The organism is Acinetobacter uliginosus (assembly GCF_044130295.1).
In the GTDB taxonomy this organism is placed as follows: domain Bacteria; phylum Pseudomonadota; class Gammaproteobacteria; order Pseudomonadales; family Moraxellaceae; genus Acinetobacter.
Genome location: NZ_JBIQOC010000132.1, coordinates 1 through 6058, shown reverse-complemented (window position 1 = coordinate 6058; position 6058 = coordinate 1). Strand labels below are relative to the sequence as shown.

The following is a 6058-nucleotide window of genomic DNA, read 5'->3' as shown; positions in this document are numbered from 1 at the left end:
AGGTACACCAACCAAGCGCTGGAATTCAGAATCTGAAAAACGATTTAATTTCTGATATTTCATGAAATCTATATTGAGGCAGTTTTTACTTTCGCAAGAGGTCTAATTTAATTTTTATAAATTACTACATAAAAAAATCCTAATCGGATTATGAAAAATATTGTTCTATATTTTATTTACACAATTAATGATAATGAGTTTGGGGAAAAGTAATGAAGAATAAATCAGTTTTAATTGGTGCGCTGGTCAGCAGTTTATTACTCACGGCTTGTGTAAATAAATCAGAACCAGATGCAGAACAAGCAGATTCCGCTGCGAAAAAATCCATCGCTGTCGGTTCTGATTTAACTTTTCCACCTTATGAGTTTTTAAAAGATGGTGTGCCAAATGGTGTCAGTGTTGAAATCATGGAAAAAATTGCTGAAGTAGATGGCAGTTATAAACCGAACTGGATTGATACACGCTGGGCGAATCTGATTCCAGGCTTAAAAGGTGAGAAGTTTGATATTTTATTTTCATCGATGTACATCACCAAAGAACGTCTTGAGCAAATCGACATGATTCCTTACTACAAAACTGACATTTCGTTACTGGTACGTAAGGATTCAAATTTGGCACCTAAAGGCCCAAATGACTTGTGTGGTAAGGTGGTAGGTGCGATGAAAGGCACTGCATTCTCTACACAAGTGTATGAAATCTCTAAAGAACGCTGTGAAGAAAAAGGTAAAAAAGCAATTACGGTGCGTGAATTTGAAACTTCGCCACAAACCACACAGGCCTTACTGGCACATGCGGTTGATATTCAATATGACGATGCAGCCGTGATGAAAGCCGCAGAAAAAAGTTTAGCGGATAAAGTCAAAATCACCTCAACTGAAGAATTTTTCCCAATCGTGGGGGGAATTGGCATTCGTAAAGGGGACACCGCAACCTATAAATTGGTTGAAGATGGTTTGAACAAACTCAAAGCTTCTGGCGATTTTGAAAAAATTCTGGGTGCTTATGGCTTAAAAGCACCGACAGACGAAGATATTGCAGCGGTCATGAATAAATAAGTTTCGTACCTAATATATAAATTAAGAAGGATAAGTAAAAATGTTAAACCAAGCGCAAATTGATCAATTTCATCGTGATGGATTTTTAGTTGTAGAGAATGTGTTAAACCCAGATGAATTACAGGGACTACGTGCGCAACTTGAAGCCTGGGTAGATGAAAGCCGTGAATTTACTGCAGCTTATGGTGAAACCATTGATGGGCGTTCGCGTTTTGATGTTGATCCTGTAGACCATAGTGCTGACCATCCCGCTTTAAGACGTATCAGTTCACCGACTGAAATTTCGGATGCGTATTTTGAAACAGCGATTCATTCCAGTATGGCAGAAATGGCAGGTCAGCTGATTGGTGGCAGTGGTACACGTTTTCACCACAGTAAAGTGAATGCCAAACTGCCACATACTGCGACTACAGTGAAATGGCATCAAGACTTTCCATTTACTCCGCACACCAATGACGACATGATCACAGCCTTGTTGATGGTGGGAGAGGTGACTGCAGATAATGGGCCTTTACAGGTGATTCCAGGCAGTCATAAAGGAGAACTGTATAACCATTGGCAAGACGGTCGTTTCACTGGAAAAGTTGAGGATGCAGTAGAGGCTGAACAATGCCAAAACTATGTGTCGTGTGTAGGTCCTGCAGGTTCCGTGTGTTTTATGCATACACGTTTATTGCATGCATCAGGTGCCAATAATACCGAATTGCCACGCTATTTATTCATCACTGTATATGCGGCTGAAGATGCAGCGCCATTGTCAGATAATCCACTACCCAGTGTGCATCAAGGACATTTGGTCTATGGGCAAGAGAGTGGACGAATTCGTATGACTGCAAACCAGTTAAGAATGCCGCAAAAACCGAAAGGTGCATCATTCTTCGTACAGCAAGCCGGTCTTGAAATGGCGTAAATGATTTTATTGCCTTAAAAAAGAGCTTCAATTGAAGCTCTTTTTTTATATTGAGTGGTGAGTTTAGTCCATAAAACTCGAGTCTTCAGCCGCTAAAATTTCTTTCATTTCTTCAAAATGGGCAATGCTGAAATCTTCAATTTTTTCCCAGTCTTTTGCGGTTTTCTCTGCAACTTCATCATTCAAAATATTCAAAGTTTGTCCTGTTGAATAAGCATGAATCAAAATCTGGCTGGAACGCTCAAAGGTATACATATCGTCAAATGCTATACCAATATCATGTGAGCCAATCAGTACACCATGATTGCCCATCAGCAAACGAGTATTATTTTCTAGCAGCTGTGCCAGTCGTTGACCCTCGGCAATCTGATCTGCCATACCGCTGTAATTTGAATCATAAGAAACTCGGTTAAAGTAGCGTGCGCTATTTTGTTCAATAGGAAGTAGGGTCGGATTTTTTAAGCATGATAGTGTCGTGGCATAAATGGGGTGTAAATGCATGATGACTTTAATATCAGGGCGTAATTTGTGAATTTGGCCATGAATGGCCCATGCCGTTGAATCAATTTTCCCTTTCTCAAAACTGCCTGCATCATCAGCATGTACCAAGATTAGGTCGCTAGCTTTGACCTTGGAAAAATGTACCCATTTCGGATTCAGCAAGAAAGATTTTCCATCCTCTGATACCGCTGCACTAAAGTGATTTGCGACTGCTTCATGCATGCCTAATTTGGCACTTAAACGTAGTGCAGCGGCTAAATCAATACGGATTTGAGACTCAGTTTTCATGGTATTTCTCGGTTTAAAGTATATGAAAAGTCTAATATTTTTATGGGCTGTTATTGCATCGTTTTTTTTGGAGTATTGACTAGGAAATTCAAAATTACTTTATGCAAAAAACTCACGTATAACATTTTTAAGTTGATTAAAAATGTGTCATTGGAGTTTGATTATGCGTTCCATGTTTAGAGTCACACCATTACTTACAGCTGTTTGTTTATCTTGGGGTTTAACAGCTTGTAGCCAAAATTCGGTACCTGCGGAAGAGGCAAAATCCGAGACTGCTGCAAAGGTTTATAAAATCGGAAGTGACATTACCTTTCCACCTTTTGAATATATGGAAAATGATAAGCCGGTTGGTTTTGATATCGATATTGCCCAACAGATATTTGCACATTCAGGTGAAAAAGTGACTTTTATCGACAGTCGATTTTCCAATTTAATTACCGGCCTGGAAGCGAAAAAATTTGATCTGGTGATGTCAGCTTTATACATCACCAAAGAGCGCCTGGAAAAAGTCGACATGGTGCCATATTACATGACCACCGAAGCACTGATTTCACTGTCAGATTCTGCATATCAACCTAAAACACGTGATGATTTATGTGGCAAAACCATCTCATCGCAAAAAGGCTCCATGTTCCCTGAACAATTGCGTCAAATGTCTGCTGAAAGCTGTGTAGCCAAAGGCAAAGCAGCAATCACCATTCGTGAATTTGATACATCACCAGAGTCTGTACAGGCACTGCTGGCCAAAGCGGTAGATGCGCATTATGACGACGCCAGTGTCGCGAAAAGCACCGTTGATAAATTGAAGGGTCGCATTTTAATTAGTTCAACCGAACCTTTCTTCCCCGTCCTAGGGGGAATAGCCATTCCAAAAGGTGATACAGCAATGTTGAACAAAGTCACCGCAGGTTTGGAAGCCATGAAAAAGTCAGGTGAATACGACAAGCTGATTGCCAAATATAACTTGCAAGCACCTTCAGCTGAAGAAGTTCAAAAATACATGCCGAAGTAAGACCATTTAACTAAAACATTTTTTATTCGTTCTTGAATGAGATCATATTTATGCAAAAAAAAGCATTGAATCGTAGTATCGCACTGGTTGTTTTAGGGTGCATGGGGTTACCAGCTTATGCAGCTGATTTAAAAATTGGTGATGCCAAATCTGATTTGGGGGAATTATCCGTTTCAGGTTTTGTCCGCGCAAAATATCAAGATAAGAGCTGGTCTGAAAATGATCACAACCTAAGCTTTGATGCCGCACGTGTTAATGTAGACTATAAATCGCCTAAAGTTTTTGGCCATGTTGAATACCGTTGCTATCAATATGAAAAACTCTGTGATTTTTCTACCCTGGTCGATGCCTACGCAGGATATAACATTAACGACAAGCATCTGATTCAAGCCGGTTTACAGCCAGTGCCATTTGGACCTGGGCGTTTCTGGGAAAGCAACTATTATGGTGGTGTGATCACGCAAATTGGCCTGGAAGATGTGCATAACCTGGGGGTGAAATATCAGGGTAAATTCGATACAGGCACTAAGCTCGAACTCGGGTATTTCACTGGAGATGGCGGTTCTTATAGCGGGCCATATTCTGAAGATGCCAGCCGTTATACCACCAATTTTGTGAAGCCAGAAGACCCCACATTGACTCATTTAGATGAGAAAAATATGTTCATCGCGCGTGTGCAACAAGAGATCAGTAGCTTGCCTGAAGGGGTATCAAGCTCTGTAGGGGCATCTTATTGGTACTCGGATATTGAAAATAAAACCCTGAATGAAACAGGCGACCGTAAAGCGTGGTCTGTGTTTGGTAATGTCGGCTATAAGGATTTAACTTTAGGCTTAACTGTCGGTCAAAATGATGTCGACAATAAAGATCCGATCAATCCTCAAGCATCTTTAATGGGCTCTTTTGATGATAACTTTATGGTGGCGAATAAAGGGATGTTCTATACCGCAGATGTCAGCTATACCTTTAAAAATGTAGGTAAGCTTGATGCCATTACACCATATGCGATGTACAGCAGTTACGACAAGTCCGAAGATGGTTATAAAAACTCTTCACGTAATTTAATCGGTGTAGCAACCTACTATAAAGATTTGGCATTCGTGGCTGAATATATTATGGGCAAAAATGACTTCCTCATTGGTGGGCCAGCTGATTCTTATGCAGAGGGCAGTGATGGCAAAACTCATAAATTGTTAAACCTTCAGCTTTATTACAACTTCTAATTTTTAGAATAGATTCATCATATCAACACCGTATAAAGTGATTTATATGGTGTTTTTATTTGCATTCTTTATAGGTTGCTTACTCATCTTTATTTTGCTTTTATTTGTAAGATGACTGAACTGAACTGAACTGAACTAGCCATGAAACTTATAGAAATTGAGCCTTATTTTTGGGAGTTATATCAAGATGATCAGGGGATGTATCTTGACGTGACGATTCATCAAGGGGTAGTGACTTGGGGACAATCACTTTGTCTGGATCAAAGTTCCAAAGTTCGATACAGGATTATTTGAGTCAAGGGAAAGTTGCTATAGATGCCTTAGCGAGAAGAATTGAAAGTAGCCAGATCAGAAAAGATGATGAGCGCTTCTATTCATTGACCGAAGTGACATTTCAGCAAAAGCAAAAAATGCAAGAGGCTTATAGGTCTTGGAAAAATGCCAATTTCAATTAGTTGAGTTTTTATTTTTATTAATTTTCTGCTTAGAAATAAAAAAGAGGCTACGTTGCCATTGCTGTCCCACAATTTTTCACAAGAGGAAGCTCATTTGAGCTTCCTCTTGTTTTATGGGTATTTTATCGGGTGAAAATAAAGCTTTTAAAGTTCTTCTTTCAAACAAATTCACTTGAATTATTCTGAGTAAACGTTGAACTGTCCAACCTGTTTTCCTAAATGTTGAGCGAAACTCACCAATAAATAGGCGATCATCGCAATCCAGATTTGTGTCTGAATTGCGTTCCTGCTGCGGCCTAGAAACGCTTTTAATTTGAGATTCTGCTTAATCGCCTTAAAGAACAGCTCAACTTTCCAACGATCTTTATAAATCGCCGCCATGGTAGAGGCGGCTAAATGAAAGTTATTGCTGAGAAAGCTAAAGTGCTTGCCACTTTGCTGATCTCTATATTCAATTCTTCTTAACACTGGGGCTTTTCTTTTTAGGGCATATGCGCTATTCAGCTGAATGGGTTCATCTTTTAGAATACCTTTGGATTCAAGCACTGGATGTTGCTGGATCACCTGATACACAGATTTAGGCCTAAAACGTGTGACAAATCCAATGTTTTGAA

General features: G+C 39.7%; 6 protein-coding genes and 1 pseudogene. 5 read left to right on the top strand and 2 right to left on the bottom strand.

Features of this window, described 5'->3' with window-relative positions:
* Nucleotides 1–212 precede the first annotated feature (212 nt).
* Nucleotides 213–1055 (top strand): transporter substrate-binding domain-containing protein, encoded by an 843-nt coding sequence (locus tag ACE01T_RS16775; protein ID WP_395519729.1) that lies wholly within the window; start codon nucleotides 213–215, stop codon nucleotides 1053–1055.
* A gap of 40 nt (nucleotides 1056–1095) precedes the next feature.
* On the top strand, nucleotides 1096–1965 hold the full coding sequence (locus ACE01T_RS16770) for a phytanoyl-CoA dioxygenase family protein (protein ID WP_395519728.1): 870 nt from the start codon (nucleotides 1096–1098) through the stop codon (nucleotides 1963–1965).
* A gap of 63 nt (nucleotides 1966–2028) precedes the next feature.
* Here the strand turns inward: ACE01T_RS16770 and ACE01T_RS16765 are convergent, their stop codons facing one another.
* Complete coding sequence (locus ACE01T_RS16765) at nucleotides 2029–2754, bottom strand: class II aldolase and adducin N-terminal domain-containing protein (protein WP_395519727.1); 726 nt, start codon at nucleotides 2752–2754, stop codon at nucleotides 2029–2031.
* A 163-nt stretch (nucleotides 2755–2917) separates the two neighbouring features.
* On the opposite strand from ACE01T_RS16765, the gene ACE01T_RS16760 reads away from it, so the two are divergent.
* The 3 genes from ACE01T_RS16760 to ACE01T_RS16750 all read left to right on the top strand — a co-directional run bounded on the left by ACE01T_RS16760 (nucleotide 2918) and on the right by ACE01T_RS16750 (nucleotide 5283).
* Nucleotides 2918–3766 (top strand): ABC transporter substrate-binding protein, encoded by an 849-nt coding sequence (locus tag ACE01T_RS16760; RefSeq protein ID WP_395519726.1) that lies wholly within the window; start codon nucleotides 2918–2920, stop codon nucleotides 3764–3766.
* A gap of 50 nt (nucleotides 3767–3816) precedes the next feature.
* Nucleotides 3817–4989 (top strand): hypothetical protein, encoded by a 1173-nt coding sequence (locus tag ACE01T_RS16755; RefSeq protein ID WP_395519725.1) that lies wholly within the window; start codon nucleotides 3817–3819, stop codon nucleotides 4987–4989.
* Between the two features lie 141 nt (nucleotides 4990–5130).
* Nucleotides 5131–5283, top strand: a complete 153-nt coding sequence (locus ACE01T_RS16750; RefSeq protein ID WP_395519724.1) for a hypothetical protein — start codon at nucleotides 5131–5133, stop codon at nucleotides 5281–5283.
* A 237-nt stretch (nucleotides 5284–5520) separates the two neighbouring features.
* Here the strand turns inward: ACE01T_RS16750 and ACE01T_RS16745 are convergent.
* Nucleotides 5521–6058 (bottom strand): annotated as a pseudogene (locus ACE01T_RS16745) (transposase); the annotation flags it as partial.

Bases quoted from the DNA above. Each gene is read 5' to 3' on its own strand.
- ACE01T_RS16755 (WP_395519725.1), top strand. From the start codon at position 3,817: ATGCAAAAAAAAGCATTGAATCGTAGTATCGCACTGGTTGTTTTAGGG.
- ACE01T_RS16775 (WP_395519729.1), top strand. From the start codon at position 213: ATGAAGAATAAATCAGTTTTAATTGGTGCGCTGGTCAGCAGTTTATTA.
- ACE01T_RS16760 (WP_395519726.1), top strand. From the start codon at position 2,918: ATGCGTTCCATGTTTAGAGTCACACCATTACTTACAGCTGTTTGTTTA.
- ACE01T_RS16765 (WP_395519727.1), bottom strand. From the start codon at position 2,754: ATGAAAACTGAGTCTCAAATCCGTATTGATTTAGCCGCTGCACTACGT.
- ACE01T_RS16770 (WP_395519728.1), top strand. From the start codon at position 1,096: ATGTTAAACCAAGCGCAAATTGATCAATTTCATCGTGATGGATTTTTA.
- ACE01T_RS16750 (WP_395519724.1), top strand. From the start codon at position 5,131: ATGAAACTTATAGAAATTGAGCCTTATTTTTGGGAGTTATATCAAGAT.